Source organism: Sinisalibacter lacisalsi, assembly GCF_014640115.1.
GTDB classification, from domain to species: Bacteria; Pseudomonadota; Alphaproteobacteria; order Rhodobacterales; family Rhodobacteraceae; genus Sinisalibacter; species Sinisalibacter lacisalsi.
Window position 1 is genome coordinate 257031 of sequence record NZ_BMGI01000005.1, and the last position, 26794, is coordinate 283824.

At 67.3% G+C, this 26794-nt stretch carries 23 protein-coding genes and 1 riboswitch; of the genes, 17 read left to right on the forward strand and 6 right to left on the reverse strand.

Going from position 1 to position 26794, the window contains the following annotated elements; all coding sequences use genetic code 11:
* Window positions 1-145: 145 nt before the first annotated feature.
* The 4 genes from IEW01_RS15300 (at window position 146) to IEW01_RS15315 (ending at window position 4578) form a co-directional block, all read left to right on the forward strand.
* Complete coding sequence (locus IEW01_RS15300; protein ID WP_188529316.1) at window positions 146-814, forward strand: SDR family NAD(P)-dependent oxidoreductase; 669 nt, start codon at window positions 146-148, stop codon at window positions 812-814.
* A complete protein-coding gene (locus IEW01_RS15305; RefSeq protein ID WP_308418954.1) occupies window positions 808-2337 on the forward strand; it encodes a cryptochrome/photolyase family protein in 1530 nt (509 codons plus the stop codon). The genes IEW01_RS15300 and IEW01_RS15305 overlap by 7 nt, the downstream gene beginning before the upstream one ends.
* Before the next feature lie 135 nt (window positions 2338-2472).
* Entirely contained in the window at window positions 2473-3078 is a 606-nt protein-coding gene (locus IEW01_RS15310) for a TetR/AcrR family transcriptional regulator (protein WP_188529320.1), read from the forward strand.
* 222 nt (window positions 3079-3300) lie between these two features.
* Complete coding sequence (locus IEW01_RS15315) at window positions 3301-4578, forward strand: NAD(P)/FAD-dependent oxidoreductase (RefSeq protein ID WP_188529322.1); 1278 nt, start codon at window positions 3301-3303, stop codon at window positions 4576-4578.
* 390 nt (window positions 4579-4968) lie between these two features.
* Here the strand turns inward: IEW01_RS15315 and IEW01_RS15320 are convergent, their stop codons facing one another.
* Complete coding sequence (locus tag IEW01_RS15320; protein WP_188529324.1) at window positions 4969-6360, reverse strand: MORN repeat-containing protein; 1392 nt, start codon at window positions 6358-6360, stop codon at window positions 4969-4971.
* Between the two features lie 168 nt (window positions 6361-6528).
* Between IEW01_RS15320 and IEW01_RS15325 the strand changes: the two genes are divergently transcribed.
* Window positions 6529-8187 (forward strand): NAD+ synthase, encoded by a 1659-nt coding sequence (locus IEW01_RS15325; protein ID WP_188529326.1) that lies wholly within the window; start codon window positions 6529-6531, stop codon window positions 8185-8187.
* Between the two features lie 86 nt (window positions 8188-8273).
* The gene (locus IEW01_RS15330) at window positions 8274-8804 is read left to right on the forward strand and encodes a hypothetical protein (protein ID WP_188529327.1); all 531 of its coding nucleotides are present in this window, start codon (window positions 8274-8276) and stop codon (window positions 8802-8804) included.
* A 9-nt stretch (window positions 8805-8813) separates the two neighbouring features.
* Here IEW01_RS15330 and gltX read toward each other — a convergent pair whose 3' ends face one another.
* Window positions 8814-10133: a glutamate--tRNA ligase gene (gene gltX / locus IEW01_RS15335; RefSeq protein ID WP_188529329.1), complete on the reverse strand. Its 1320-nt coding sequence runs from the start codon at window positions 10131-10133 to the stop codon at window positions 8814-8816.
* 59 nt (window positions 10134-10192) lie between these two features.
* Here gltX and IEW01_RS15340 point away from each other — a divergent pair, with 59 nt between their 5' ends.
* A complete protein-coding gene (locus tag IEW01_RS15340; RefSeq protein WP_188529331.1) occupies window positions 10193-10591 on the forward strand; it encodes a metallopeptidase family protein in 399 nt (132 codons plus the stop codon).
* Between the two features lie 9 nt (window positions 10592-10600).
* Here IEW01_RS15340 and IEW01_RS15345 read toward each other — a convergent pair whose 3' ends face one another.
* Window positions 10601-11029, reverse strand: a complete 429-nt coding sequence (locus IEW01_RS15345) for a DUF1801 domain-containing protein (protein WP_188529333.1) — start codon at window positions 11027-11029, stop codon at window positions 10601-10603.
* Between the two features lie 93 nt (window positions 11030-11122).
* On the opposite strand from IEW01_RS15345, the gene IEW01_RS15350 reads away from it, so the two are divergent.
* Entirely contained in the window at window positions 11123-12055 is a 933-nt protein-coding gene (locus tag IEW01_RS15350) for an MBL fold metallo-hydrolase (protein WP_188529335.1), read from the forward strand.
* Between the two features lie 74 nt (window positions 12056-12129).
* Here IEW01_RS15350 and IEW01_RS15355 read toward each other — a convergent pair whose 3' ends face one another.
* The gene (locus IEW01_RS15355; RefSeq protein ID WP_188529337.1) at window positions 12130-12696 is read right to left on the reverse strand and encodes a gamma-glutamylcyclotransferase family protein; all 567 of its coding nucleotides are present in this window, start codon (window positions 12694-12696) and stop codon (window positions 12130-12132) included.
* 71 nt (window positions 12697-12767) lie between these two features.
* A riboswitch (glycine riboswitch) is annotated at window positions 12768-12868 on the forward strand.
* Window positions 12869-12992: 124 nt separating this feature from the next.
* Here IEW01_RS15355 and gcvT point away from each other — a divergent pair.
* From gcvT to gcvP, 4 genes are read left to right on the forward strand one after another with little or no spacing between them, the layout of a single operon-like run.
* Complete coding sequence (gene gcvT, locus IEW01_RS15360; RefSeq protein ID WP_188529339.1) at window positions 12993-14105, forward strand: glycine cleavage system aminomethyltransferase GcvT; 1113 nt, start codon at window positions 12993-12995, stop codon at window positions 14103-14105.
* Between the two features lie 21 nt (window positions 14106-14126).
* Window positions 14127-14486: a glycine cleavage system protein GcvH gene (gene gcvH / locus IEW01_RS15365; RefSeq protein WP_188529341.1), complete on the forward strand. Its 360-nt coding sequence runs from the start codon at window positions 14127-14129 to the stop codon at window positions 14484-14486.
* Window positions 14487-14488: 2 nt separating this feature from the next.
* Window positions 14489-14950: an SRPBCC domain-containing protein gene (locus IEW01_RS15370; protein ID WP_188529343.1), complete on the forward strand. Its 462-nt coding sequence runs from the start codon at window positions 14489-14491 to the stop codon at window positions 14948-14950.
* Between the two features lie 13 nt (window positions 14951-14963).
* Complete coding sequence (gene gcvP, locus IEW01_RS15375; RefSeq protein ID WP_188529345.1) at window positions 14964-17813, forward strand: aminomethyl-transferring glycine dehydrogenase; 2850 nt, start codon at window positions 14964-14966, stop codon at window positions 17811-17813.
* An 82-nt stretch (window positions 17814-17895) separates the two neighbouring features.
* Here gcvP and IEW01_RS15380 read toward each other — a convergent pair whose 3' ends face one another.
* Entirely contained in the window at window positions 17896-19113 is a 1218-nt protein-coding gene (locus tag IEW01_RS15380; protein ID WP_188529347.1) for a multidrug effflux MFS transporter, read from the reverse strand.
* A gap of 178 nt (window positions 19114-19291) precedes the next feature.
* On the opposite strand from IEW01_RS15380, the gene IEW01_RS15385 reads away from it, so the two are divergent.
* From IEW01_RS15385 to IEW01_RS15400, 4 genes are all read left to right on the forward strand, one after another.
* Window positions 19292-20824, forward strand: a complete 1533-nt coding sequence (locus IEW01_RS15385) for an acyl-CoA carboxylase subunit beta (protein WP_188529349.1) — start codon at window positions 19292-19294, stop codon at window positions 20822-20824.
* 19 nt (window positions 20825-20843) lie between these two features.
* Complete coding sequence (locus IEW01_RS15390) at window positions 20844-21257, forward strand: DUF6497 family protein (protein ID WP_229738299.1); 414 nt, start codon at window positions 20844-20846, stop codon at window positions 21255-21257.
* A gap of 14 nt (window positions 21258-21271) precedes the next feature.
* Window positions 21272-21670: a hypothetical protein gene (locus IEW01_RS15395; RefSeq protein ID WP_188529548.1), complete on the forward strand. Its 399-nt coding sequence runs from the start codon at window positions 21272-21274 to the stop codon at window positions 21668-21670.
* A 334-nt stretch (window positions 21671-22004) separates the two neighbouring features.
* Window positions 22005-24005: an acetyl-CoA carboxylase biotin carboxylase subunit gene (locus IEW01_RS15400; protein ID WP_188529351.1), complete on the forward strand. Its 2001-nt coding sequence runs from the start codon at window positions 22005-22007 to the stop codon at window positions 24003-24005.
* A gap of 56 nt (window positions 24006-24061) precedes the next feature.
* Here the strand turns inward: IEW01_RS15400 and IEW01_RS15405 are convergent, their stop codons facing one another.
* Window positions 24062-24589, reverse strand: coding sequence for a DUF4174 domain-containing protein (locus IEW01_RS15405; protein WP_438810829.1), 528 nt, complete (start codon window positions 24587-24589; stop codon window positions 24062-24064).
* 66 nt (window positions 24590-24655) lie between these two features.
* Here IEW01_RS15405 and scpA point away from each other — a divergent pair, with 66 nt between their 5' ends.
* Window positions 24656-26785: a methylmalonyl-CoA mutase gene (gene scpA, locus IEW01_RS15410; RefSeq protein WP_188529353.1), complete on the forward strand. Its 2130-nt coding sequence runs from the start codon at window positions 24656-24658 to the stop codon at window positions 26783-26785.
* Window positions 26786-26794: the final 9 nt, after the last annotated feature.

A 26794-nucleotide genomic window follows, 5' to 3' on the forward strand; every position in this document is an offset into this window, starting at 1 on the left:
AGGAGCAGCGCGGCAGCCGGGCGCAGGGGCGCGCCGGGAGCTGAAATGATATGTGCCGCGTTGGTCATGGCGGGCACTATAGCCGCCACGATCACGATGAAAAGAGCTTTTTGGTCTGCCGTGCGGCGCGGGCCGTAGCAAGGGCATGACAGGCAATGCACTCATCATCGGCGCCTCGGGCGGGATCGGCGCCGGCCTCGCCGACGGGCTGGAGGCGCGCGGCGCGCGCGTCACCCGGCTGTCGCGGCGCGACGACGGGCTCGACCTGACCGATCCGGCCAGCGTCGAGCACGTGCTGGGCGCGCTCGACGGCCCGTTCGAAACCATCCTTGTCGCCACCGGGGCGCTGGAACCGGACGGCCACCGGCCGGAAAAGGCGCTGCGCCAGATCAGCGCCGCGGCGCTGGCGGCGCAGTTCGCGCTCAACGCCACCGGCCCGGCCCTGGTGCTGCGCCACCTGCCCCGTCTCCTGCCGCGCGACCGACCGAGCCGTTTCGCCGCGCTCTCGGCCCGCGTCGGCTCGATCGGCGACAACCACCTCGGCGGCTGGCACGGCTACCGCGCCGCCAAGGCCGCGCTCAACCAGCTCGTCCACGGCGCGTCGATCGAGCTTGCCCGCACCCATCGCGAGGCGGTCTGCGTCGTGCTGCACCCCGGCACGGTGGCCACCCGCCTGACCGAATCCCACGGCGCGGGGCATAGCCGCGTCTCCCCGCAGGCCGCGGCCGCCAACCTGCTCGGCGTGCTCGACGGCCTCACCCCCGCCGACACGGGGGGCTTTTTCGATTGGGCCGGAAAACCCGTCCCATGGTGAGCCGCCTTGTTCTGATCCTCGGCGACCAGCTCACGCCGGCGCTTTCGTCTCTGTCGCAGGTCGACAAGGCGCGCGACGTGGTGGTGATGGCCGAGGTCATGGGCGAGGCGGCCACCCAAAGGCACCATCCCAAGAAGATCGCGCTGATCTTCTCGGCCATGCGGCATTTCGCCGAGCGGCTGCGGGCCGACGGCTGGCGCGTGCGCTACTCCAGGCTGGACGATCCCGACAACAGCCAGAGCATCACCGGCGAGCTTCTGCGCCGCGCCGCCGAAACCGGGGCGCAGGAAGTGATCACGACCACCCCCGGCGACTGGCGGCTGACCGAGGCGCTCGACGCCCTGCCCCTGCCCGTTACCCGGCTGGAAGACAGCCGCTTTCTCGCCACCGAAGCCGAGTTTTCCGCCTGGGCGAAGGGCCGCAAAGAGCTGCGGATGGAGTTTTTCTACCGGCTGATACGGCGCAAGCACGGCTTGTTGATGGAGGGCGACAAACCCGCCGGCGGCAAGTGGAATTACGATGCCGAAAACCGCAAGCCCGCCCGCGCCGACCTGTTTCGCCCCACCCTGCCGCGGTTCGCGCCCGACGCGATCACCCGCGAGGTGCTCGACCTCGTGGCGCAGCACTTCCCCGATCATTTCGGCGATCTTCATCCTTTCGGCTTCGCCACCACGCCCGAAGAGGCAGAACAGGCGGCGACGCATTTTTTCCGCGCGGCGCTGCCCGAATTCGGCACCTACCAGGACGCGATGCTCAAGGGCGAGGACACGCTCTACCACTCGCTCCTGTCGCCCTACCTCAACCTCGGCCTGCTCGACCCACTCGATCTGTGCCGCCGCGCCGAGGCCGAATGGCGGGCGGGCCGGGCGCCGCTCAACGCGGCCGAGGGCTTCATCCGCCAGATCCTCGGCTGGCGCGAGTTCGTGCGCGGGATCCACCTGCTCGCCGGCCCCGGCTACACGGCGCAGAACGCGCTCGGCCACAGCCGCCCCCTGCCCGCCGCCTACTGGGGCGGCGAGACGCGCATGGCCTGCCTCTCGGACGTGGTGCGCGCCACCCGCGAGAACGCCTATGCCCATCACATCCAGCGGCTGATGGTTACCGGCAACTTCGCCCTGCTCGCCGGGGTCGACCCCGGCGCGGTGCACGACTGGTATCTTTCCGTCTATGCCGACGCGCATGAATGGGTCGAGGCGCCCAATACCATCGGCATGAGCCAGTTCGCCGACGGCGGCATGGTCGCCTCGAAACCCTACGTCTCGTCGGGCGCCTATATCGACCGGATGTCGGATTATTGCGGCGGCTGCAGTTACGACGTGAAGGCGCGCAGCGGCGAGGCCGCCTGCCCGTTCAACGCGCTCTACTGGCACTTTCTCACCCGCCACCGCGACCGGTTCGCCGCGAACCACCGGATGCGCCCGATGTTCGCCAACCTCGACAGGATGGACGCGGCCACCCGCGATGCGGTTCTCGACCGGGCCGAGGCGATCCTGATCGGCATGGACGCGGGCAAAAGCCCGTGACAGAGTAACAGAAAGGCGACAAGTGACTGGCCAACTACTGGACGCGACAAACGATTTCGCGCAGAACCTGCGCGAAACAGGCTGTCAAACCCGGTTTGGCACATGTGATCGAGTGTTTGAAAGAAAGGCAGGCTCATGACGCAGCCGCGAAAACGCAAGGCTTCTGCGGACCGAAAAGCCGAGATCGTCGACGTTGCGATCAGGTTGTCAGCGGAACTTGGGCCTGACCGCGTCACCACCCAGCACCTTGCCGACGCGGTCGGAATTACCCAGCCCGCGATCTTTCGTCACTTCTCCACCAAGGCCGAGATCTGGGACGCGGTGGGCGATCGGATCGTGGAGGACATGCAGGCGCTGCACGCGCATCCGGTGGTGACCGCGAACGACGATCCGCACAACCGGCTCAAGCAGCTCGTCGGCCAGCACTTCGTGCATATCGAGCAAAACCCGGCGATCCCCGCGATCCTGTTCTCTCGCGAACTGCAGGCCGGCAATCCCCCGCTGCGGGAGAAGTTTTCGGCGTTCTTCGGAGCCCGCGGCCGGGAGATCGCGCAGTTGATCGCCGCCGCGCAGAAAAACGGGATCCACCGCGCCGAGATCGCGGCCGACGATGCCGCCCAGCTGGTCACCATGTCGATACAGGGCCTGTCGTTGCGCTGGCTGATCGACGATCAGAGTTTCGGCCTGGTCGAGGAAGGCAGCCGGGTGATCGGCGGGCTGATCGACGGCTTCCGCGCCTGACAACCGCGCCGCGCGGCCCTACGCCCGCCGCAGGTTCCCGCGTCCATTTGCCTCGCGGCAAAATCAATCCGTTCGGCATATGATTCGGCCCCTACAGATTGATTTGTGTTATAGTATTTCGCGTCGGCCTCATGTTGGGCAGGAGTCGTTCTCTGACTGAAGGGCGCGCGCAACATCAACGGAGCTGGCGGCAGCCGATCCGCCAAGATGAAGGAAGCAACCATGGCGCACGTAGTCATCCTCGGCGCGGGCCTCGGGGGAACGATCCAGGCCTACGAACTGAAGGAAACACTCACCCGTGACGACAAGATCACGGTGATCTCCAACAAGCCCTATTTCCAGTTCACCCCCTCGAACCCCTGGGCCGGTGTCGGCTGGCGCAGCAAGGACGAGATCACCATCGACCTCGCCCCGGTGATGAAGCGCCGCGGCATCGAGTTCATCTGCGACGGCGCTTCCAAGCTCGTGCCCGAAGACAACAAGATCATCCTCGAGTCGGGCCGCGAGGTTGCCTACGATTACCTCGTGATCGCCACCGGGCCCGATCTGGCCTTCGACGAGATCGAGGGTTTCGGCCCCGAGGGGCACACCAACTCGGTCTGCTCGATCGAACACGCCGAGCTTTCCGGCGGCAAGGGCGGGACGTGGGAGCAGTTCTGCGCCGATCCCGGCCCGATCGTGGTGGGCGCGGTGCAGGGCGCCTCGTGCTTCGGCCCGGCCTATGAATACCTGCTGACGATCGACACCGACCTGCGCAAGCGCAAGATCAAGCACAAGGTGCCGATGACCTTCGTCACCTCCGAGCCCTACATCGGCCACCTCGGCCTTGGCGGCGTGGGCGATACCAAGGGCATGCTCGAGTCGATCATGCGCGACCGCGATATCAAGTGGATCACCAACGCCAAGACCGAGAAGTTCACCGCCGACGCGGTCCACGTGACCGAGTTCGACGAGGACGGCAACGAGAAGAAAAAGCACGAGATTCCGGCGAAGTACAAGATGATGCTGCCCGCCTTCCGTGGCATCCCCGCGATCATGGGGATCGAGGGGCTGGTGAACCCGCGCGGCTTCGTGATCGTCGACGAATACCAGCGCAACCCGAAATACCGCAACATCTTCGGCATCGGCGTGGCCATCGCCATCGCCCCGCCGGTCGCCACCCCGGTGCCCACCGGCGTGCCGAAAACCGGCTTCATGATCGAGAGCATGGTCACCGCCACCGCGCACAATCTGCCGCGTGTCCTGCGCGGCGAGGAGCCCAACAACCTGCCGACGTGGAACGCGCTCTGCCTTGCCGATTTCGGCGACCGTGGCGCGGCCTTCCTCGCCATGCCGCAGAACCCGCCGCGCAACGTCAACTGGGCGAGCGAGGGCAAGTGGGTGCACTGGGCCAAGCTCGCCTTCGAATGGTATTTCATGCGCAAGATCAAGAACGGTGTCTCCGAACCGTTCTATGAAAAACTCGCGATGAAAGTGATGAAGATCAACAAGATCCAGTGATCACATCGCGCGAATGAAGAGGGCCGCCCGCACGGGCGGCCCTTCTCAATGTGGTTGCGGCACTGGGCGGGGCCAACCGCAAGCCCCCGCGCCGGGGGAGCATTCAAACCGAAGCGGTCAAGCGGCGCGGGCGCGCGCCACTTCATGGTCATGCGCGGCCAGAAGCCGCCGCGCCTTTTCGCTCAGGGGTTTCGCCTTGACGGGGTTTTGACGACCGGGTGTTGCCATGTTCTGTCTCCTGCCTCGTGACAGCGCCGACCCTTGCAGGAAATGAGGGCGTTTTTTCGACGAGATCAGGGAATTGCCGGGCGGGACCGGCAAGATCCGGCAAGCCGGCGCCGGCCACGGGAGGCGGGCGAGATCGGCCGGTTCGCGGCGCGGGCGGCGCGCTCAGTTCTCCGCCGGCTGGCCATCCGTTTCGCCGGTTGCGCCCTCGTCGATCGCCGAGGTCATGACACCTTGCTCCCATTGCCCGGTCTCGCGCCGGCCATCGGGGTAGATCACCGTGCCCCGCCCCTCGCGCATCCCGTCAACGAAGCCGCCCTCGTAGATCGTGCCGTCCTCGTAGCGTTCGCGGCCCTCGCCATGGCGGGTGCCGTCTTTCCAGCCGCCCTCGTAGAAGGTTTCATCGGGGCGGGTGAGGCGGCCTTCGCCATCGGCGAACCCGGCTTTCCAGTTGCCGGTGTAGACCACGCCGGTCGGCAGCGTGAGCGTGCCCTCGCCCTCGTAGAGGTTGGAGACGAAGGCGCCCTCGTAAACCGTGCCATCGGCGCGGGTCAGCGTGCCCTGCCCCTCGAACACGCCATCGCGGAACTCGCCCTCGTAGATTGACCCGTCGGGGTATTCGATCCGGCCGCGCCCATCGGGAAGCCCGGCGCGGAACTGGCCGGTGTAGACCGAGCCGTCGGGGTAGGTCTCGACGCCCTCACCCTCGATCCGGTCGTCGATCCAACCGCCCTCGTAGCGGTAACCGTCGGCGCCGATGAACACGCCCTGGCCCGAACGCCGGTTGGAAACGAAGCCGCCCTCGTAGACATCGCCGTTGGCATAGGTCACCTTCGCCACGCCCGAGCGCACGCCCATCACGAAGGGGCCCTCGTAGACATCGCCGTTGGCCTCGGTGAGCTTGCCCTCGCCGTCCATCTGGCCATCGGTCCAGGTGCCCTCGTAGCGCATCCCGTCGGCGGCCACCAACACGCCTTCGCCGTTGGGCTGGCCGTCGGAAAACGCGCCCTCGTAGACCGAGCCGTCGGGTTCGGTGAGCTTGCCCTGCCCCTGCTTGACGCCCATCACCCAGTCGCCCTCGTAGACGGTGCCGGAGGGGTTTTCGAGCCGGCCGCGGCCGTGGTGCTGGCCGGTGCGGAACCCGCCTTCGTATTTGAAACCGTTGGCATAGATCGCCAGCCCGGTGCCGTTGATCTTGCCGTCGACCCAGTCGCCCTCGTAGGAGGTGCCATCGGCGTAGGTGACCTTGCCGAAGCCGTGCGGGCGGCCCTTGGCGAAGCTGCCCTCGTAGACCGAGCCGTTGGGAAAGCGCGCCACGCCCTCGCCGCGGATCTCGCCATCGACGAAGCTGCCCTTGTATTCGTAGCCCGTGGGTGTGCGCAGGCTGCCGCGGCCATGGCGCAGGCCGTCTTTCATCTGGCCCTCGTAGATCGAGCCGTCATCGTATTGAACGACTTCCAGCGCGCCACCGTCCTGCGCCAGCGCGGCCGCCGGGGCCGCCATCGCAAGCGCCAGGGCCAGAACCGCCGGCTTCCATCCCCAAACCTGCTCCGACATCACATCCCTCGTTTCCCGTTTGTCCAGCCACGGGGCCGGTTGCCCAAAACCTATGCGACACCCCCCGATGAGACAACGGTTTTCGCCCCGGCCGGCGCGGCGCTGGCTTTTCCTCGCCCACAAACCTGTTAAACCGATGCCCGGACCGTCCCAACCCGAAGGCGCATCATGAGCGAGACCTTCCGCTTCACGCTGGCCCAGCTCAACCCGACGCTGGGCGACATTGCCGGCAATGCCGCCCGGGCCCGCGCGGCATGGCGCGAGGCGAAGGCGGCTGGGGCGGATTTCGTCGCCTTTCCCGAGGCCTTCCTGATCGGCTACCAGCCGCAGGATCTGGTGATGCGCCCCGCCTTCTGGCGCGAGGCGATGGACGCCGCCACCGCGCTCGCCGCCGACACCGCCGACGGCCCCGCCATCGGCATCGGCGCGCCGTTCCACGACGGGCGCGACCTTTACAACGCCTATTACATCCTCGAAGGCGGCGCAGTGCGGCTGCGCGTGCTCAAGCAGGTGCTGCCGAACGAGACGGTCTTCGACGAAAAACGCCTCTACACCCCCGGCCCCGAACAGGGCCCTTTCCGCATCGGCCCGCTGCTCCTCGGCACGCCGATCTGCGAAGACGCGTGGTGGCCCGAGGTCTGCACCACGATGGCCGCGGCGGGGGCCGAGGTCTTTCTCGTGCCCAACGGCTCGCCCTATTACCGCGCCAAGGTGCCGGTGCGGAAGAACCACGCCCGCGGGCGCGTCGCCGAAACCGGCCGCGCGCTGATCTATCTCAATCTCGTCGGCGGCCAGGACGATCAGGTGTTCGACGGTGCGAGTTTCGGCGTGAATCCGGACGGCGAGATCGCCTTCCAGATGCCGCAGTTCGAGGAGGCGCTGGCCCATGTCGACCTCGTGAACACCGAGACCGGCTGGCGCATCGCGCCCGTCGAGGTGGTGCCCGAGCTCGATGACTGGGAAGCCGATTACCGCGCGATGGTGATGGCGCTCGCCGACTACATGGGAAAGACCGGGTTCAGGAAGGTGCTCCTCGGCCTTTCGGGCGGGATCGACTCCGCGCTGGTCGCCGCGATCGCGGTGGATGCGCTCGGGGCCGAGAACGTGCGCTGCGTGATGCTGCCTTCGGAATACACCTCCGAAGCCTCGCTGGCGGATGCCGAGGCCGTGGCGAAGGCGCTCGGCGTGCGCTACGACTTCGTGCCGATTTCCGGGCCACGCGCGGCGGTGACCGAGGCGCTCGCCCCACTGTTCGCCGGCACCGAGCCCGATCTCACCGAGGAAAACATCCAGTCGCGCCTGCGCGGGCTGCTCTTGATGGCGCTGTCCAACAAGTTCGGGGAAATGCTGCTCACCACCGGCAACAAGTCGGAGGTGGCGGTGGGCTACGCCACGATCTACGGCGACATGGCGGGCGGCTACAACCCGATCAAGGACCTCTACAAGACCCGCGTGTTCGAAACCTGCCGCTGGCGCAACGCCAATCACCGGGCGTGGATGAAAGGCCCGGCAGGCGAGGTGATCCCGCCCCGGGTGATCGACAAGCCGCCTTCCGCCGAACTGCGCGAAGACCAGAAGGACGAAGACAGCCTGCCGCCCTACGAGGTGCTCGACGCGATCCTCGACGGGCTGATCGACCGCGAGGCCAGCGTGGCGGAACTGGTGGCCGAGGGCTTCGACCGCGAGACGGTCAAGCGGGTGGAGCACTTGATCTACATTTCGGAATACAAGCGCTTCCAGTCCGCCCCCGGCGCGCGGCTCACCCCCCGGGCGTTCTGGCTCGACCGGCGCTACCCGATGGTCAACCGCTGGCGCGACAAGAGCTGAAACGCGCTTGCCGCCGGCGCCCGTGGTGACAGGCGCGCGCCCCTGCGCTACCGTCAAGCCAATGAAGGTTGGATTTGGAGCGCGCCATGTTGAAACACTTCGCCTTGGGCCTGTTCTGCGCCCTCGCCTCGCCAACGCTGGCCGCCGAGCTGTCGGATCGCTACGACGCGATCGGCACGATGACGGTCACCCTCGGCGACGAAACGCTGGAACTGACGATCCCCTACGACCGTGAGCAGGACTCGGCCTATGCCGAGCAGAAAATGATCATGGGCCAGTTCCTGACGCTGAACACAGTGGGCCAGACGGTGACCGCCGATGGTCAGCCGGGGCAACCGATGGTGCAGGTCACGCTGCAGAAGCAGGGCGGTGGCATGGCGCTGCTGTCGGCGGAGGTGTTCGACGAGCAGGGCTACGACGCGCCGATGGCGATGGGTGCCGACGGCGGCACCGGGGCGTTGACCGAGTTCAGCTTCGAGAACAACCGTCTCGAGGCGCGCGTCGAGGGAAGCTTCCTGCGCCTCACCGGTTACATGTCGGAGCCCCGGGTGGCCGACGGGGCCGAGCCCGTGGCGGCGACGATCAGCTGGAGCGTCGACATTCCGCCGCTGGAATAGCGCGCGCGCTCAGCGCCGCACCTTCTGCAGAAGCGGCATCAGCGCGCCCATGTCGGGGCCGTGATCCATGCCGGTCAGCGCCTTCCTGAGCGGCATGAACAATCCCTTGCCCTTGCGCCCGGTGGCCTCCTTCACCTCGGCCGTCCATTTCCCCCAGCTCTCGGCGGTATAGGGCGGCTCGGGCAGAAGGGTCATCGCGGTGGCGATCATCTCGCGATCTTCCGCGTCCACCACCGGCTCGGCGCCGTCGCGGCACAGCACCCACCAGCCTTCGAGATCGGCCAGCGTGGTGATGTTCTCACGCGCCACGGTCCAGAACGCCTCCGCCATCGTCTCTGGCACGCCCAGCGCGCGGACGTGATCGGCCACCGCCGCGAAGGGGAGCTGGGCGAGGTAATGCGCGGTGAGCGGGAAAAGGTCGTTCACGTCGAACTTGGTCGGCGCCGCGCCGAAGGCGGAAAGATCGAACCCCTCGACGATCTCGTCGAGCGAGTTGCGCAGTTCCACCGGCTGCGACGACCCGAGCCGCGCCATCAGGCTCAGGAGCGCCATCGGCGCCACGCCCTGCGCCCGCAGATCGCGCAAGGCAAGCGTGCCCAGCCGCTTCGACAGCGCCTCGCCCTGCGGGCCGGTGAGCAGCGAATGGTGGGCAAAGGCCGGCACCGTGCCGCCGAGCGCCTCTATGATCTGGATCTGCGTCGCGGTGTTGGTGACGTGATCGGAGCCGCGCACCACGTTGGTGATGCCGAAATCGACATCGTCGCACACGCTGGCGAGGGTGTAGAGAAACTGCCCGTCGGCACGGATCAGCACCGGGTCCGACACGCTGGCGGCGTCGATCGAGAGCGGCCCGAGGATGCCGTCGTCCCACTCGATGCGCTCGTGATCGAGCTTGAAGCGCCAGTGCCCCTGCCCGCGCTCGGCGCGCAGCTTCGCCTTGTCGTCCTCCGAAAGCGCCAGCGCCGCGCGGTCATACACCGGCGGCCGGCCCATGTTGAGCTGCTTCTTGCGCTTGAGGTCGAGTTCGGTGGGGGTCTCGAAACACTCGTAGAACCGCCCCTTGGCGCGCAGCTCGTCGGCCGCCTGCTCGTAGCGCTCCAGCCGGGCCGACTGGCGCTCCACCCGGTCCCAGGTCAGGCCGAGCCATTCGAGGTCTTCCATGATCGCGTCGGCATACTCCGGCTTCGAGCGTTCCGGGTCGGTATCGTCGAGGCGCAGGATGAACTGCCCGCCCGCCTTGCGGGCGATGAGGAAGTTGAACAGCGCGGTGCGCAGGTTGCCGACGTGCAGATAGCCGGTGGGCGAGGGCGCGAAACGGGTAACGGTCATGGGTGTCTCCTGTCGCGGTTGCTCTTTCACAATGCGCGGGTTTTGTCCATATGGAGCGCATGACCGAGCAGATCGCCCCCTCCCTCGACGAGATCGACACCATGGCCCGCGCCGCCATCGCCGCCCTGCCCGCGCCCTATCGCGACGCGGCGGGCAAGGTGGCGCTGCGGGTCGAGGATTTCGCGCCCGATTACATCCTCGAAGAGATGGGGATCGAGGACGCCTTCGAGCTCAGCGGTCTCTACGACGGCATCCCGCTCACCGAGAAATCGGTGATGGACGTGCCACACGGCCCCGACACGATCTGGCTGTTCCGCCGCGCCATCCTCGACGAGTGGATCGACCGCGGCGACGTTGATCTGCCCGCGCTGGTGGCGCATGTGATGGTGCACGAGCTGGCGCATCACTTCGGCTGGTCGGACGACGATATCGCCGCGATCGACCGTTGGTGGGAATGAGTGGCGCGGTCAGCCTGGCGCAACCGGCCAGCGCGCCGCGAGATCGTCTAGCCCGGCCCGGATCAGGCGCCTGAGCACCTCGGTGTCGATGTCGGCGAGCTTGTTGATGTAGAGGCAGGATTTGCCGAGGCGGTGCTTGCCGAGGCCGGCGAGGATATCGCCGAAATCGGCGTAACCGGGCATGATGTAGATCGACAGGTTCGCCTTGCGCGGGCTGAAGCCGGTGGCGCACATCTCGCCTGATCGGCCGCTGTCGTAGGTGTAGCGGTAGCTGCCGTAACCGACGATGGACGGCCCCCACATCTTCGGCTGCCAGCCGGTGACGTCGCGAAACAGCGCATCGAGCGCGAGGGCATCGGCGCGGCGCGTGGGATGGGCGACCGCGTCGAGGAACTCGGCGACGGCCGCGTCGGTGGGTCTTGTCTTGTTCTCGTTCATCACGGCTCCTTCACGCTCTCGTGTTGCGGCAATCGCGCCCCGTTTCGGTATCGTATGGTTGAGCATAACCGAAATCCGCAGCGGGAGGACCAAATGGCTGGAAACGATCTTAGACTGAACCGCCGGGCGATGATAATGGGGGCGGCGGCGCTGCCGCTCGCCGCCTCGACCACCGGCGCCTTCGCGGCGGCCGAGATGATGGGCATGGCGACAACGCGGTTCAACCGCTTCAAGCACGGCGCCTTCGAGGTGACCGCGCTGCTCGCGGGCACCCGCACGGTGGAAAACCCGAACGGCATTTTCGGGCTGAACGCCTCGGAAGAGGACTTCGCCGCGGCGAGCGCGGCGGCGATGATCCCCACCGACAGGGCGCAGTTCTTCTTCACCCCCACGGTGGTGAACACCGGCGCCGAACTGGTGCTGTTCGACACCGGCACGGACCATGCCGGCATCGTCGCGGCGCTGGCGGCGGCGGGCTACAGCCCCGACCAGGTGGACGTGGTGGTGCTCACCCACATGCACGGCGACCACATCGGCGGCATGACCGACGACAGCGGCGCGCCGACCTTTCCCAACGCCCGCTACGTAACCGGGGCGGTGGAGTTCGACGCCTGGGACATGTCGGGCAACGAGGCCTTCGAGGCCAAGGTGCGCCCCTTCGCCGAGCGCATGGCCTTTCTCGACGATGGCGGCAGCCCGGCCTCGGGAATCACAGCGATCGAAGCCTTCGGGCATACGCCCGGACACATGGCCTTCATGATCGAGAGCGAGGGTAAGGGGCTGCTGCTCGGCGCCGATTTCGCCAACCATTACGTCTGGTCGCTGGCGCATCCCGATTGGGAGGTCAGGTTCGATCAGGACAAGGAAAAGGCGGCTGAAACCCGGCGTCGCCTGCTTGGAATGTTGGCTTCAGACAAGCTGCCCTTCATCGGCTACCACATGCCCTGGCCTGCGGTCGGCTTTGTCGAGGCCCGCGGCGAGGGTTTCCACTACGTGCCCGCGAGCTACCAGCACATGCTCGGGTGAGCAGCCGGGGAACGCGGGGGCTCTGCCCCCGCACCCCCGAGGTATTTCCGCCAGGATGAAGACAGGGCGGGGCGTCAGGGCCGCAAGATGCGCGCGCCGATGCGCGCCAGCCCCTCGTCGACCGCCGCGCGCTCGGCCAGGTCGAGAACCCGGGCGCGGGCGTAGATCGGCGCCGCCCGGTCGTCGAGCACCGGCACGTGCCAGCCTTCCGTGGTTTCGAAAAAGTGGCGCACGCCCTCCGCGCCGAACTCGGCGAGGAAGCCCTGCACCACCACGTCGATATAGGACAGCAGCACCGGGTTGTCGTCGCCCGGATCATGGTGCGCACCGTCGGGAATGGCGTAGATCGCCACCTCGAGCGGGCGGTCCGCGCGGTGGGTGGTGACGTGGCTCACGTCGTGGCGGGCGTAAGCGTGTTCGCGGGCGTCGAGCGCGGCCCAGTCGGCGCCAGGCACCGCGGCGATCAGGCCCTCGACGTATTCGTCGGGGGCCGGCACCACGGTGAGGAAGCAACGGTCGCGCAGCGGCGTCTTGCGCCACGCCCGGCGCCAGCCGGTCGCCCGCGCGGTCTGTGCCTCGGCGTAGTCATGGGTGCCGCGGTTCACCAGCGAACCGTAGCCGAAGAAGAACGGGTCGGTCATGCCGGATATGTGGCGCGGCGGCGCGGGCGAAGCAAGCTCTTGCCGGGTGCAGGCGAGGTTGCTAGGCTCGCGCCACCTGCGCAGGGAGAACCCGGCGGCCCTTCGGGGTTGGCCGGTGCCGAAGGAGCAACCGCCCCGGAAAACTCTCAGGCAAACGGACCGCGCGGGACGACACTCTGGAGAGAGGCCGCGAGGCCCGCCGAAGGGATAACGATCTCAGGCGAAGGGACAGAGGGGGCATCGGGCGGGCCATGAGCCCCGCGATGCCGGGCGCGCACTCCCGGCGGGGAGAACCCATGAGTGCCTTGAAACGCACCGCGCTGCACGACCTGCATATCGAACTCGGCGCCAAGATGGTGCCCTTCGCCGGCTGGGAGATGCCGGTGCAGTATCCCGCCGGGGTGATGAAGGAACATCTGCACTGCCGGGCGCGGGCCGGGCTGTTCGACGTGAGCCACATGGGCCAGGTGATCCTGCGCGGGCCGGGCGCGGCGGAAGCCCTGGAACGGCTGGTGCCGGTGGACGTGGCGGGGCTCGCGCCGGGCCGCCAGCGCTACGCGATGTTCACCACCGAGGACGGCGGCATCCTCGACGACCTGATGGTGGCCAATACCGGCGCGCACCTGTTTCTCGTCGTCAACGCCGCGCGGGCGGAACTGGATCTCGATCACCTGCACGAGCACCTGCCCGACGTCGAGATCAGCCACCCGACCGGCCGCGGGCTGCTGGCGCTGCAAGGGCCCGGGGCCGAAGCGGCGCTGGCCGCGCTGAACCCGGCCGTGCGCGACATGCGCTTCATGGACGTGGCCGAGATGGAACTGGTCGGCGCCACCTGCTGGGTGAGCCGGTCGGGCTACACCGGCGAGGACGGGTTCGAGATCTCGATCCCGGGCACGATGGCGCCAAGGCTGGCGCGGGCATTGCTGGAGAACCCGGAGGTTGCGCCGATCGGTCTCGGCGCGCGCGATTCGCTGCGCCTCGAGGCCGGGATGTGCCTTTACGGGGCGGATATCGACGAGACCACCTCGCCGGTCGAGGCCGGGCTTTCCTGGGCGATCCAGAAAGCCCGGCGGAGCGGCGGCGCGCGCGCGGGCGGCTTTCCCGGCGCGGCGCTTATCCTGCGCGAACTCGAGGACGGCCCGGCGCGGCTGCGCGTGGGCCTTCTGCCCGAGGGCCGCGCGCCGATGCGGGCGCATACGCCGCTGTTCGCCGGTGAAGACGCCGCCGAGCCGGTGGGCGAGATCACCTCCGGCGCCTTCGGCCCCTCGATCGGGCGGCCGATGTCGATGGGCTACGTGCCCGCCGCCATGGCCGCCGAGGGCACAGAGCTCTGGGGCGAGGTGCGCGGCAAGCGCCTGCCCGTGACGGTTGCCGCCCTGCCCTTTCACCCCACATCCTACAAACGCTGACACCAAACCGGAGACCCGCGCATGAAATACACCGAAGAACACGAATGGCTCGACGAGGCCGACGGCATCGTGACCGTCGGCATCACCGCCCATGCCGCCGAGCAACTGGGCGATATCGTCTTCGTCGAACTGCCGGAGATTGGGACGGAAGTGACCAAGGACGACGAGGTGGTGGTGATCGAGAGCGTCAAGGCCGCTTCCGACATCCTCGCGCCGATCGACGGCGAGATCGTGGAGGTGAACGAGGCGATCGTCGAAGACCCCGCGAAGGTCAACGAAGACCCCGAGGGCGCGGCCTGGTTCTTCAAGGTCAAACCCGCCGAGCCGGGCCAGATGGACGACTACCTGGACGAGGCCGCCTACAAGGCCTTCATCGGCTGATCATGGGAGAGCCACAAACCCACCGCGCCAGCCGCAAGATCGCCGCGTCACCGGAGGTGCTCTATCAAGCCCTGCTCGACCCCGAGGCGCTGGAATCATGGCTGGCGCCCCCGGGCGCGCGTTTGCGCGTCGAGAAGCTCGACGCGCAGCCCGGCGGCGCCTTTCGTTTCGTGCTTACCTTCGACACTTACAAGGGCAAGAGCGGCGCGAACACGGACGTGATAACGGGCCATTTCATCACCCTCACGCCGGGGGAACTCGTGCTCTCCGAGGGCGACTTCACCACAGACGATCCCGACTTCGAAGGCGCCATGCGCACCGGCTGGCATTTCCAGCCCGTGCCCGGCGGCACACGGGTCCAAGTCGTGGCCGAGAACGTGCCCCCCGGCATTTCCGCCGAGGACCACGAAGCCGGCCTATCCGCATCGCTCGCCAACCTCGCCCGTTTTGTCGAACAAACCTGACCGGATCTGCCCCATGCCCTTCACCCCGACCGACTACCGGCCCTACGATTTCGCCAACCGCCGCCACATCGGCCCCTCGCCCGCCGAGATGGCCGAGATGTTCACGACGCTGGGCGTCGACAGCCTCGACGCGCTGATCGACGAGACCGTGCCGCGCTCGATCCGGCAAGCCGAGCCGCTGGACTTCGGCAAACCCCGGTCGGAGCGCGAAATGCTCTACCAGATGCGGGTGACGGCGGCGAAGAACAGTGTTCTGCGCTCGCTGCTCGGGCAGGGCTATCACGGCACCGTCACGCCGCCGGTGATCCAGCGAAACATCCTCGAAAACCCGGCGTGGTATACGGCCTATACGCCTTACCAGCCGGAGATCAGCCAGGGCCGGCTCGAGGCGCTCCTGAATTTCCAGACGATGATCTCGGATCTGACCGGGCTCGAGGTGGCCAATGCCTCCCTGCTCGACGAGGCCACCGCCTGCGCCGAGGCGATGACGATGGCGCAGCGGGTGGCGAAATCGAAGGCGAAGGCCTTCTTCGTCGATGCCGCCTGCCACCCGCAGAACATCGCGGTGATGAAGACGCGCGCAGAGCCGCTCGGGATCGAGGTGATCGTAGATGATCCGGCGCATATGGACCCCGAAGCGGTGTTCGGCGCGGTGTTTCAGTATCCCGGCACACATGGCGAGCTGCGCGATTTCTCCGGCGAGATCGCCGCGCTGCATGCGTACAAGGGCATCGGGATCGTCGCCGCCGATCCGCTGGCGCTCACGCTGCTGAAGGAGCCGGGCGCGATGGGCGCCGACATCGCCGTGGGCTCGACCCAGCGCTTCGGCGTGCCGATGGCCTATGGCGGGCCGCATGCCGCCTACATCGCCTGCCGCGAGGCGCACAAGCGCGCGCTGCCGGGGCGGCTCGTGGGCGTCTCGATCGACGCGCGGGGCAACAAGGCCTACCGGCTGGCGCTGCAGACCCGCGAGCAGCATATCCGCCGCGAGAAGGCCACCTCCAACGTCTGCACCGCGCAGGCGCTGCTGGCGGTGATGGCGAGCTTCTATGCCGTGTTTCACGGCCCCGAGGGGCTCAAGGCCATCGCCCAGCGCATTCACCGCAAGACCGCGCGGCTGGCCCGCAAGCTGGAAGAGGCGGGCTACCAGATCGCGCCCGAACATTTCTTCGATACGATCACGGTGGAGGTGGGGCACCTGCAGAAGGGCATCATCCTCGCCGCGCTGAAGGAGGGGGTGAACCTGCGGCCCGTCGGCAAGACGCGGATCGGCATCACGCTCGACGAGGCCACCCGTTCGCCCACCATCGAGGCGGTCTGGCGCGCCTTCGGGGTGGTGGCGGACGACCGCGATTTCACCGAGGATTACCACCGCCTGCCGAATGCGCTGGCGCGCACCAGCGACTACCTCACCCACCCGGTGTTTCACATGAACCGGGCCGAGACCGAGATGATGCGCTACATGCGCCGCCTCGCCGACCGCGACCTTGCGCTTGATCGCGCGATGATCCCGCTTGGCTCCTGCACGATGAAGCTCAACTCGGCGGCCGAGATGATGCCGGTGAGCTGGCGCGAGTTCTCGATGATGCACCCGCTCTGCCCGCCAGACCAGGCGGCGGGCTACCACGAGCTGATCGAGGATTTGAAGGCCAAGCTCTGCACCATCACCGGCTATGACGCGATGAGCATGCAGCCGAACTCCGGCGCGCAGGGCGAATACGCCGGGCTCCTCACCATCCGCGCCTTTCACGCCGCGCGCGGCGAGGGCCACCGCGATATCTGCCTGATCCCGATGAGCGCCCATGGCACCAACCCGGCCTCGGCGCACATGGCTGGGATGGAGGTGGTGGTGGTGAAATCGGCCGCGAACGGCGATATCGACGTCGCCGATTTCCGCGCCAAGGCGCAGGCCGCCGGCGACAGGCTGGCGGCGTCGATGATCACCTATCCCTCGACCCACGGCGTGTTCGAGGAGACCGTGCGCGAGGTCTGCGATATCACCCACGAATTCGGCGGGCAGGTCTATATCGACGGCGCCAACCTCAACGCGCTCGTCGGCCTCGTGAAGCTCGGCGAGATCGGCGGCGACGTGAGCCACCTCAACCTGCACAAGACCTTCGCCATCCCGCACGGCGGCGGCGGCCCCGGCATGGGGCCGATCGGGGTGAAGGCGCATCTCGCCCCGCACCTGCCGGGCGATCCGTTCTCGGGCGCATCCGGCGCGGTGTCGTCGGCACCCTACGGGTCGGCCTCGATCCTGCCGATCTCCTGGGCCTATATCCTGATGATGGGCGGTGCGGGGTTGGCGCAGGCTACCAAGGTGGCGATCCTCAACGCCAACTACATCGCGGCCCGGCTCGCCGGCGCCTTCGAGGTGCTTTACAAGGGGCCAACCGGCCGGGTGGCGCATGAATGCATCATCGACGTGCGCCCCTTCGCCGAGAGCGCGGGCGTCACCGTGGAAGACATCGCCAAGCGGCTGATCGACGCCGGCTTCCACGCACCGACGATGAGCTGGCCGGTGGCGGGCACGCTGATGATCGAGCCGACCGAGAGCGAGACCAAGGCCGAGCTCGACCGGTTCTGCGACGCGATGCTGGCGATCCGCGAGGAGATCCGGGCAATCGAGGCGGGCGCGATGGACCACGACAACAACCCGCTCAAGAACGCGCCCCATACCACCGAGGATCTCGTCGGCGACTGGGACCGGCCCTATTCACGCGAACAGGGCTGCTTTCCGCCCGGCGCGTTCCGGGTCGACAAGTACTGGCCGCCGGTGAACCGGGTCGACAACGTCTATGGCGACCGCAACCTGGTGTGCATCTGCCCGCCGCTGGAAGCCTACGCCGACGCGGCGGAGTAACGGTCTCGCCCCGGGCGACGCACCGGGGGCTCTGCCCCCGGACCCCCGGGATATTTCGGGAAAGATGAAAGCGACAACCGGTTCAGGCTTCGCCGATGCGCCGGTTGCGCCGGATCACCGCGAGGATGGCGAGCACCGAGAGCGCCGAGGAAGTCAGCATCAGCGCGAGCAGCGGGATCGCCCCGGTCTCGGCGCTGAGGATCATGCCGGAAAGCGCCGAGAGCGCGGCGCCGCCGCCGATCATCAGCGCACCGCCCAGCCCCGAGGCGCTGCCCGCGAGTTGCGGGCGCACCGAGAGCGTGCCCGCCGTGGCGTTGGGCAGAACCATGCCGTTGCCGAAGCCGAGCGGGACCATGAAGCCGAAGAACACCAGCGGATGGGCGAACCCCGCCAGGTGCAGCGAGAATGATGCGGCAAGGCCGAGGGTGGAGACGGCGGTGCCGGCCAGGATCATCCGGTCGATGCCGTAGCGCACCGAGTAGCGGCCCGAGATGCCGTTGCCCATGAGATAGCCTAGCGCCGCCGCGCCGAACAGCATGCCCAGCGTGGCCGGGTCGAGGTGGTAGATCTCGGAACCGACGAAGGGCGCACCGCCGAGGTAGGCGAAGAAGGTGCCGGAGGCGAACATCGCCGCGACCGAGTAGCCCCAGAAACGCGGCGAGGTGAGAAGCTCGGGGTAGTCGCGCAGTTGTGCGCCAAAGCCGCCTTCGCGGCGGATCGCGGTTTCGCCGAGATCGCGCCAGATCAGCCAGATCACGAGCAGGCCGAGGCCCGCGAGAAGCCAGAAATTCGCCTGCCAGCCGAAGCCCGCATCGAGCAGGCCGCCGAGTGCGGGGCCGAACATCGGCACCAGCGACATGCCCATGGTGACATAGGCGATCATCGAGGCGGCCTCGGCGCCGGGCACCATGTCGCGCACCACGGCGCGGCTCAGCACCATCCCCGCCGACACCGCCGCCTGCACCATCCGGAAAGCGAGGAAGATCTCGGCGGTGGGGGCAAGAAGGCATCCGATGGTGGCGAGCACGAAGATCGCGAACGACCACAGCAGCACCGGGCGGCGGCCGTAGCGGTCGGAGATCGGGCCGATCACCACCTGCAGCACCGCATTCATCGCGAGGTAGAGCGCCACCGAAAGCTGCATCAGCCGGTATTCGGCGTCGAAAAAGGTTGTCATCGTCGGCAGCGAGGGCAGAAAGATGTTCATCGACAGCGCCGAGAGCCCCGCGATCAGGGTGAGGGTAAAAATATGCGGGGGTGTGGCGCGGTCGAGAAAGCGCACTGCGGGCATCTGGCTCATGAAAATCGGTTACGCCCGGGCGCGGGGATTGTCGAGATGCGGGACGCCATCAGGCGGGGTGGCTACGCAAGTTTGCAATTTGCAGACTTGTCGTTCTGTAACATTTGCAAATACGCCCGATTCCGCTTTGGGCTTCGGCCCCGGCCCGCTAGGTTGCGCCGAAATGAAGGAGGGAGCGATGAAAGACATTCTCCGGGAGCTCGAAGACCGCCGCAGCGTGGCCCGCAAGGGCGGTGGTGAGCGCCGCATCGAGGCGCAGCACGCCAAGGGCAAGCTGACCGCGCGCGAACGCATCGAGCTTCTGCTCGACGAGGGCTCCTTCGAGGAGTTCGACATGTTCAAGGCCCATCGCTGCACCGATTTCGGCATGGAAGACAACCAGATCCCCGGTGACGGCGTGATCACCGGCTGGGGCACGATCAACGGCCGTATGGTCTATGTCTTTTCGCAGGATTTCACCGTGTTCGGCGGTTCGCTCTCGGAAACCCACGCCGAGAAGATCGCCAAGATCATGGACATGGCGATGCAGAACGGCGCGCCGGTAATCGGGCTCAACGATTCGGGCGGCGCGCGCATCCAGGAAGGGGTCGACAGCCTCGCGGGCTACGCCGAGGTGTTTCAGCGCAACATCATGGCGAGCGGCGTGGTGCCGCAGATCAGCGTGATCATGGGGCCCTGCGCCGGCGGTGCGGTCTACTCCCCGGCGATGACCGATTTCATCTTCATGGTGCGCGATTCCTCCTACATGTTCGTCACCGGCCCCGACGTGGTGAAAACCGTCACCAACGAGGTGGTGACGGCGGAAGAACTGGGCGGCGCCTCCACCCACACCCGCAAGAGCTCGGTCGCCGACGGCGCTTTCGACAACGACGTCGAAGCGATGGACGAGGTGCGCCGGCTGGTCGATTTCCTGCCGCTCAACAACCGCGCGAAGGTTCCGGTGCGGCCGTTCTTCGACGATCCGGGCCGGATCGAGGAAAGCCTCGACACGCTGATCCCCGACAATCTCAACCAGCCCTACGACATGAAGGAGCTGATCCTGAAGCTGGCCGACGAGGGCGATTTCTACGAGATCCAGGAAGCCTTCGCCGCCAACATCATCACCGGCTTCATCCGCATCGAGGGCCGCACCGTGGGCGTGGTGGCGAACCAGCCGATGGTGCTCGCCGGCGTGCTCGACATCGATTCGAGCCGTAAGGCCGCGCGCTTCGTGCGCTTCTGCGACGCCTTCGAGATCCCGATCCTCACGCTTGTCGACGTGCCGGGCTTCCTGCCGGGCACCAGCCAGGAATACGGCGGCGTGATCAAGCACGGCGCGAAGCTGCTGTTCGCCTACGGCGAGGCGACGGTGCCGAAGGTGACGGTGATCACCCGCAAGGCCTACGGCGGGGCCTATGACGTGATGGCCTCGAAGCACCTGCGCGGCGATTTCAACTATGCCTGGCCCACCGCGCAGATCGCGGTGATGGGGGCCAAGGGCGCGGTGGAAATCCTCTACCGCAGCGAGTTGAACGATCCCGAGAAGATCGCCCAGCGCACGAAGGACTACGAGACCCGCTTCGCAAACCCCTTCGTCGCCGCCGAGCGGGGCTTCATCGACGAGGTGATCCAGCCGCATTCCACCCGCAAGCGGGTGGCCCGGGCCTTTGCGTCCCTGCGCAACAAGAAGCTCGAAAACCCTTGGAAAAAACACGACAATATCCCGCTGTGAGCGGGATACCGGAGGCCTGATGCGGTTCGCGACACGATGGAAAGGCGCTGCCTTGGCGCTGCTCTGCGCCACCCCGGCGCTGGCCGAGGGGGCGGGCGTCATCGCCCTGCCCTCGGGCCGGGAGGTCGCGTTTCATGACGTGATCTGGAGCGAGCCGGGTCCGGCCGGGCTCACCCTGCGCTTCCGCTTTCTCGAACCCGACCTCGCGAGGGCGCTCGAAGCGATGGATTACGACACCCTCGAAGCCGACATGGCCTATCTCTGCGAGGCCTACGCGCTGGAGCGCATCGCCAACACCGGGCCGCAGCCAAACCAGGTGGTGATCTCGGTCTCGAACCGCCCGGTCGACTTCGGCGACACCGACCCGGACGCGGTGCAGGTGTTCGAAGCCTATACCCCCGGGGCCGACGGCTGCATCTGGGAGGGGTTCTGATGGCGCTGCCCGACATGACCAAGCACCGCGGCTTTCCCGGCCGCCTGCCCGGCACCGATTTCCAGTTCACCATCCGCCGGGCCAACAAGAAGGGCGCGACGCCGCTGATCCGCCGCGAGCGCTACGCCGACCGGCGCCCGGCCGACCGGCGCGCCGACGCGGGCTTCATGGCCGCGCTCTGGGCGCATTTCGGCGAGGAGCCCTTCGAGCGTGGCAATCTCGACGCCGGGCGGCTTTCATGGCTGTTCGGCCGCGAGGTGGTGCCGGCCGAAGACCCGTTCGACCCGGCGAGCTACGAGGCGATGCTGAGAATCAACGTCGACCTGGCGCGCGCGAGCTTTCCCGAGGCCTTCGACGCGGAGGCCGCCGACTGGACCGAAGACGGCGAGGACGACGAGGATTGGGACGAATGAGCGCCTTTTTGCCAGCGACTTGCGGATTTTGGCGGACCGCCGCGCAAAGCGGGCGGTCGGGCCGCGTGGGCTGTTCGGCGATCCCGGCGCGCGTTTATGGTGCTCGCATGGCAGGGGCTCTATCCCGGCTTCCTGCCTGGTTTAGCAAAACCGTTACCCTTCCCCTTCTGCCCGGTCTGACCCTCTTTGGGTCAGGCCGGGATTTTTCGTGTGCGCCCACGGCACGAGCAACCGCGCCGCGCGCGCGGCGCTGCCGCCCCGGCGCGCGCCGGGGAGCGCCGGCACCCCTCATGCGGCCATGCCGCCCGACACACATCACCAAGAGGAACGGGACATGTTCGAGAAGATCCTGATCGCCAACCGCGGCGAGATCGCCTGCCGCGTGATCAAGACCGCGCGCAAGATGGGGATCGCCACGGTGGCGATCTATTCCGACGCCGACCGCAACGCGCTGCACGTGCAGATGGCCGACGAGGCGGTGCACATCGGCCCGCCGCCCGCCAACCAGTCCTACATCGTGATCGACAAGGTGATGGCGGCGATCAAGGGCAGCGGCGCGCAGGCCGTGCACCCGGGCTACGGCTTCCTTTCAGAGAACGCGAAGTTCGCCGAGGCGCTGGAGGCCGCGGGCGTGGCCTTCATCGGCCCGCCGGTGGGCGCGATCGAGGCGATGGGCGACAAGATCACCTCGAAGAAGATCGCCCAGGAGGCGAACGTGTCGACCGTGCCCGGCTACATGGGGCTGATCGACGACGCCGACGACGCTGTGCGCATCGCCGGCGAGGTCGGCTACCCGGTGATGATCAAGGCCAGCGCCGGCGGCGGCGGCAAGGGCATGCGGATCGCCTGGAACGACGCCGAATGCCGCGAGGGCTTCCAGTCTTCGAAGAACGAGGCGGCGAGTTCTTTCGGCGATGACCGGATCTTCATCGAGAAGTTCGTCACCCAGCCGCGTCACATCGAGATACAGGTTTTGTGCGATTCTCACGGCAACGGGATCTATCTCGGCGAACGGGAATGTTCGATTCAGAGAAGAAACCAGAAGGTCATCGAGGAAGCCCCCTCGCCCTTCCTCGACGAAGCGACGCGCAAGGCGATGGGCGAGCAGGCGGTGGCGCTGGCCAAGGCGGTGGGCTACTCCAGCGCCGGCACGGTGGAATTCATCGTCGACGGCGACAAGAATTTCTACTTCCTCGAAATGAACACCCGGCTGCAGGTGGAGCACCCGGTGACCGAGCTGATCACCGGCGTTGACCTCGTCGAGCAGATGATCCGGGTGGCGGCGGGTGAAAAGCTCTCGATCAGCCAGGACGACGTGAAGCTCAATGGCTGGGCGATGGAAAGCCGGCTCTATGCCGAAGACCCCTACCGCGATTTCCTGCCCTCGATCGGGCGGCTCACGCGCTACCGCCCGCCGGCGGAAGTGGCCGACGACGAACACGTGGTGCGCAACGATACCGGCGTCTACGAGGGCGGCGAGATCAGCATGTATTACGACCCGATGATCGCCAAGCTCTGCACCTGGGGGCCGACGCGCAGCGCGGCCATCGAGCACATGCGCGTGGCACTCGACAGTTTCGAGGTGGAAGGGATCGGGCATAACCTGCCGTTCCTCTCGGCGGTGATGGATCATCCCCGCTTCGCCTCGGGCAACATCACCACCGCCTTCATCGCCGAGGAATACCCCGAGGGCTTCGAGGGCGTGACGCTCGACCAGAAGAGCCTCCAGCGGGTGGCCGCGGCGGTGGCGGCGATGTTCCGCGTCGACGAGATCCGCCGCTCGCGGATCTCGGGGCGGATGGACAACCACGAGCGCGTCGTCGGGATCGACTGGGTGGTGACGCTGCAGGGCGAGAGCTTCGAGCTGACGATCGACGCCGACCATGGTGGCTCCACGGTGCGCTTCATCGACGGCAGCGCCATGCGGGTGACGTCCGGCTGGACGCCGGGCGACCAGCTCGCGCGGCTGGAGGTGGACCGCGCGCCGCTGGTGCTCAAGGTGGGCCGCATCCATGGCGGCTACCGGATCCGCACCCGGGGCGCCGACCTCAAGGTTTACGTGCGCACCCCGCGCCAGGCGGAGCTTGCCACGCTGATGCCCGAGAAGCTGCCGCCCGACACCTCGAAGATGCTGCTCTGCCCGATGCCCGGCCTGATCGTGAAGATCGACGTCGCCGAGGGCGACGAGGTGCAGGAAGGCCAGGCGCTCTGCACCGTCGAGGCGATGAAGATGGAGAACATCCTGCGCGCCGAACGCAAGGCCGTGGTCGCCCGCATCAACGCCGGGCCCGGCGACAGCCTCGGGGTCGACGAAGTGATCATGGAGTTCGAATAGGTCATGCCCTGGGCGCACCGCCTTTCCGGCCCGCGCCCATCGGGCCCGCGGCCGGGTTACAAGCCGCGCTGGTCGCGCATTTCCTGTTGCCGCATCGGCATCTTGTCGATCGAGCGGGAGATCTCGCGCACGTCCCACGGGTTCGGCTTGCGCAGGTATCGCTGGCCGTCCTTGCCGATCAGCACGAGGTCGAAGCCGCGCGGCCGCAGCGCCTTGCGAATGGGAGACATGGGGACGGGGTCGGTATCGACGATCACGACCACGTCGCGCTCCAGCAATTCCAGCGGGCGCTGCTCGATATACGTCATCTGCTGGATGAACCGGGGATCGTTCGGCCCGTCGGCGAAGACGACGAGCGGGCGGGCGAGCCAGAGAAACTCGGAAAGCTCGACCTCGCCGGCCTCCATGATCACGAGACCGGGCAATTCCTCGAGATCCTCTTCCATGTCATGGTCAAGGGTCTCGGGCTCCTCGGCCGGGGCCTCGACCGGCGCACCGGGCATATCCTCAGCCTCCTGGGCGAACAGGGGCGTTGCGGCGAGGCTGGCGGCGAAACCGGCGGCAAGGGCTAGGGCTTTGATCATCTGCGCTCCTTTTCTTTTTCATATAGGCTACGGAGCACAGGGCACAATGGACGAAGGAGAGTGTCGATGAGCGACCGGAAGGATTGGGAAGAGCTGGCCGCGAAGGAGTTGCGCGGCCGCCCGATGGACGATCTCACCTGGCACACGCCGGAGGGGATCGACGTGCAGGCCCTCTACACCGAGGCAGACCTCGAGGGCCTGCCCCATATCGGCACGGTGCCGGGCTTTGCCCCCTTCACCCGCGGTCCGCGCGCCACGATGTATGCCGGCCGGCCCTGGACCATCCGCCAATACGCAGGCTTTTCCACCGCCGAGGAATCGAACGCCTTCTACCGCAAGGCGCTCGCGGCGGGTCAACAAGGCGTGAGCGTGGCCTTCGACCTCGCCACCCACCGCGGATACGACAGCGATCACGAGCGGGTGATGGGCGACGTGGGCAAGGCGGGCGTGGCCATCGATTCGGTCGAGGACATGAAAATCCTGTTCGACGGCATCCCGCTCGGCGAGGTTTCGGTCAGCATGACGATGAACGGCGCGGTGATCCCGATCCTCGCCAGTTTCATCGTCGCCGGGGAAGAACAGGGCGTCGACCGGTCGCAGCTTTCGGGCACGATCCAGAACGACATCCTCAAGGAGTTCATGGTTCGCAACACCTACATCTACCCGCCCGAGCCGAGCATGCGGATCGTGTCGGACATCATCGAGTACACCTCCACCGACATGCCCCGGTTCAACTCGATCTCGATCTCCGGCTACCATATGCAGGAGGCGGGCGCGAACCTGGTGCAGGAGCTCGCCTTCACCCTCGCCGACGGGCGCGAATACGTCCGCGCGGCGCTGTCGCGGGGGCTCGATGTCGATGCCTTCGCCGGGCGGCTGAGCTTCTTCTTCGCCATCGGCATGAACTTTTTCATGGAAGCCGCCAAGCTGCGCGCGGCGCGGTTCCTGTGGCACCGGATCATGAGCGAGTTCGAGCCGAAGAAGCCGGGCAGCCTGATGCTGCGCACCCATTGCCAGACCAGCGGCGTGAGCCTGCAGGAGCAAGACCCCTACAACAACATCGTGCGCACCGCCTTCGAGGCGATGAGCGCGGTGCTCGGCGGCACGCAATCGCTGCATACCAACGCCTTCGACGAGGCGATCGCGCTGCCCACCGAAACCTCCGCCCGGATCGCGCGCAACACCCAGCTGATCCTGCAGAACGAGACCGGGGTAACGAAAGTGGTCGATCCGCTGGCGGGCTCCTACTACGTCGAGAAACTCACCGCCGACCTGATCGAGGAAGCCTGGGCGCTGATCGAGGAGGTCGACGCGATGGGCGGTATGACCAAGGCGGTGGCCAGCGGCATGCCCAAGCTGCGCATCGAGGAGGCTGCCGCGCGCCGCCAGGCGGCGGTGGACCGGGGCGACGAGGTGATCGTCGGGGTCAACAAGTTCCGCCTGGAGAAGGAGGACCCCGTCGACATCCGCGATGTCGACAACGTGAAGGTGCGCGACAGCCAGATCAGGCGGCTGGAAAAGATCCGCGCGAGCCGCGACCAGGCCGCCTGCGACAAGGCGCTGGCCGATCTTGAGCAGGCCGCGCGTTCGGGCGAGGGCAACCTGCTCGCCCTCGCCGTCGAGGCGGCGCGGGCACGGGCCACGGTGGGAGAGATTTCGATGGCGATGGAAAAGACGTTCGGCCGTCACCGGGCGGAAGTGAAGACGCTCGCGGGCGTCTACGGCGCGGCCTACGAGGGCGACGCGGGCTTCGCCGCGATCCAGGCCGACGTGGAGAAGTTCGCCGAGGAAGAGGGCCGCAGGCCGCGCATGCTGGTGGTCAAGATGGGGCAGGACGGGCACGATCGCGGCGCCAAGGTGATCGCCACCGCCTTCGCCGACATCGGCTTCGACGTCGACGTCGGTCCCCTGTTCCAGACCCCGGAGGAGGCGGCGCAGGATGCCGTCGACAACGACGTGCACGTCGTCGGCATCTCCAGCCAGGCGGCGGGCCACAAGACGCTCGCGCCCAAGCTGATCGAGGCGCTGAAGGCGCAGGGCGCGGAGGATATCCTGGTGATCTGCGGCGGGGTGATCCCGCAGCAGGACTACGATTTCCTCAAGAAAGCCGGGGTGAAGGCGATCTTCGGGCCGGGCACCAACATCCCCGAGGCCGCCAAGGATATCCTGCGGCTGATCCGCGAGGCGCGCGGCTGACGCGGCACG

Excerpts from the sequence above, each read along its gene's own strand:
- IEW01_RS15400 (WP_188529351.1), top strand. The coding sequence starts at position 22,005 with ATGTTCGAGAAGATCCTGATCGCCAACCGCGGCGAGATCGCCTGCCGC.
- scpA (WP_188529353.1), top strand. The coding sequence starts at position 24,656 with ATGAGCGACCGGAAGGATTGGGAAGAGCTGGCCGCGAAGGAGTTGCGC.
- IEW01_RS15350 (WP_188529335.1), top strand. The coding sequence starts at position 11,123 with ATGGCTGGAAACGATCTTAGACTGAACCGCCGGGCGATGATAATGGGG.
- gcvP (WP_188529345.1), top strand. The coding sequence starts at position 14,964 with ATGCCCTTCACCCCGACCGACTACCGGCCCTACGATTTCGCCAACCGC.
- IEW01_RS15370 (WP_188529343.1), top strand. The coding sequence starts at position 14,489 with ATGGGAGAGCCACAAACCCACCGCGCCAGCCGCAAGATCGCCGCGTCA.
- IEW01_RS15395 (WP_188529548.1), top strand. The coding sequence starts at position 21,272 with ATGACCAAGCACCGCGGCTTTCCCGGCCGCCTGCCCGGCACCGATTTC.
- IEW01_RS15385 (WP_188529349.1), top strand. The coding sequence starts at position 19,292 with ATGAAAGACATTCTCCGGGAGCTCGAAGACCGCCGCAGCGTGGCCCGC.
- IEW01_RS15320 (WP_188529324.1), bottom strand. The coding sequence starts at position 6,360 with ATGTCGGAGCAGGTTTGGGGATGGAAGCCGGCGGTTCTGGCCCTGGCG.
- IEW01_RS15405 (WP_438810829.1), bottom strand. The coding sequence starts at position 24,589 with ATGATCAAAGCCCTAGCCCTTGCCGCCGGTTTCGCCGCCAGCCTCGCC.
- IEW01_RS15380 (WP_188529347.1), bottom strand. The coding sequence starts at position 19,113 with ATGAGCCAGATGCCCGCAGTGCGCTTTCTCGACCGCGCCACACCCCCG.
- IEW01_RS15340 (WP_188529331.1), top strand. The coding sequence starts at position 10,193 with ATGACCGAGCAGATCGCCCCCTCCCTCGACGAGATCGACACCATGGCC.
- IEW01_RS15390 (WP_229738299.1), top strand. The coding sequence starts at position 20,844 with ATGCGGTTCGCGACACGATGGAAAGGCGCTGCCTTGGCGCTGCTCTGC.
- gcvT (WP_188529339.1), top strand. The coding sequence starts at position 12,993 with ATGAGTGCCTTGAAACGCACCGCGCTGCACGACCTGCATATCGAACTC.
- IEW01_RS15310 (WP_188529320.1), top strand. The coding sequence starts at position 2,473 with ATGACGCAGCCGCGAAAACGCAAGGCTTCTGCGGACCGAAAAGCCGAG.
- IEW01_RS15355 (WP_188529337.1), bottom strand. The coding sequence starts at position 12,696 with ATGACCGACCCGTTCTTCTTCGGCTACGGTTCGCTGGTGAACCGCGGC.
- gltX (WP_188529329.1), bottom strand. The coding sequence starts at position 10,133 with ATGACCGTTACCCGTTTCGCGCCCTCGCCCACCGGCTATCTGCACGTC.
- gcvH (WP_188529341.1), top strand. The coding sequence starts at position 14,127 with ATGAAATACACCGAAGAACACGAATGGCTCGACGAGGCCGACGGCATC.
- IEW01_RS15300 (WP_188529316.1), top strand. The coding sequence starts at position 146 with ATGACAGGCAATGCACTCATCATCGGCGCCTCGGGCGGGATCGGCGCC.
- IEW01_RS15330 (WP_188529327.1), top strand. The coding sequence starts at position 8,274 with ATGTTGAAACACTTCGCCTTGGGCCTGTTCTGCGCCCTCGCCTCGCCA.
- IEW01_RS15345 (WP_188529333.1), bottom strand. The coding sequence starts at position 11,029 with ATGAACGAGAACAAGACAAGACCCACCGACGCGGCCGTCGCCGAGTTC.
- IEW01_RS15315 (WP_188529322.1), top strand. The coding sequence starts at position 3,301 with ATGGCGCACGTAGTCATCCTCGGCGCGGGCCTCGGGGGAACGATCCAG.
- IEW01_RS15325 (WP_188529326.1), top strand. The coding sequence starts at position 6,529 with ATGAGCGAGACCTTCCGCTTCACGCTGGCCCAGCTCAACCCGACGCTG.
- IEW01_RS15305 (WP_308418954.1), top strand. The coding sequence starts at position 808 with ATGGTGAGCCGCCTTGTTCTGATCCTCGGCGACCAGCTCACGCCGGCG.